A 1,150-nucleotide genomic window follows, 5' to 3' on the forward strand; every position below is an offset into this window, starting at 1 on the left:
CGACGCCACCGACAGCACCGGCCGACCGGTCACGTCCGTGACCTCCACCCTCACGGTCTCCGTCCCGGAGAACGTCAACCGCGCCCGGACCGCCACGGCCTCCGAGGCGAACAACTCCACGCCTGACCAGGCGAACGGCACCAGCAGCTCGTCCGCTTCGGCGGCGACCGCGTGCAACACCGCATCCAGCAAGGCGGGGTGGACACCGAAACCGGTGACCGCGAGACCGTCCGGCAGCGACACCTCCGCGCACACCTCGCCGTCACGCCGCCACAGAGCCCGCAGACCCTGGAACGCCGGACCGTACCCGTAACCACCCTCGGCCAGACCGGAGTAGAAGCCGTCGAGCGGGACGGGCTCCGCACCGGCGGACGGCCACGCGGTCTGTCCGCCTTCGGGGGTGCCGGTGGCGGCCCTGACCACAGCGCTGACGTGCCGGGTCCAACTGTCCGGGTCGGCAATCGCGTTGCGGGAGTGGATCGTGAGTGCGCGCCGCCCGTCCTCATCGGGCGCCTCGACGAGAACTTGCAACAACACCGCCTCGCGCTCGTCCAGCACCAGCGGCGACTCCAGCGTCAGCTCCTCCACGTGACCGCATCCGGCCTCGTCACCCGCGCGCAGCGCCAGCTCCACGAACGCGGCCCCCGGCAGCAGGACTTGGCCTCCCACCGCGTGATCGGCCAGCCACGGATGCGTACGCAGCGAGATGCGGCCGGTCAACACCAGGCCCTCGCCGCCCGCCAAGCGGGTGACCGCGCCGAGCAGCGGATGCCCGGCAGCCGCAAGCCCCAGACCCGCCGGATCACCGGTCGCAACGGCCGGCTCCGGCCAGAACCGCTGGTGCTCGAACGCATACGTCGGCAGGTCGACCCGGCGAGCACCCGGGAACGCCCGGGTCCAGTCGACGGTGGCACCACTGACGTACAGCTCGGCCACCGCCGACCAGAACGACTCCACCTCCCGGCGGTCCCGGCGCAGGGCGGCGGCCGTCACCGGCTCGTCCAGCATCGCCACCAGGGCCTGGCCGCCGAGCTCCAGGAAGCGGACCACGCCGAGCTCGCGCAACGCCGTCACATTGTCCGCGAACCGCACCGCCTCGCGGGCCTGACGCACCCAGTACTCCGGCGCACACGCCTGCTCGGCCGTCAAC

The 1,150-nt window shown here is 72.6% G+C and carries 1 protein-coding gene; it reads right to left on the reverse strand.

From position 1 onward, the window contains the following. Nucleotides 1-1,150 (reverse strand): polyketide synthase dehydratase domain-containing protein (locus VM95_RS37600; protein ID WP_045705955.1); only part of this gene is annotated, 1,150 nt, incomplete at both ends.

It is taken from the genome of Streptomyces rubellomurinus, from assembly GCF_000961885.1.
GTDB classification, from domain to species: Bacteria; Actinomycetota; Actinomycetes; order Streptomycetales; family Streptomycetaceae; genus Kitasatospora; species Kitasatospora rubellomurina.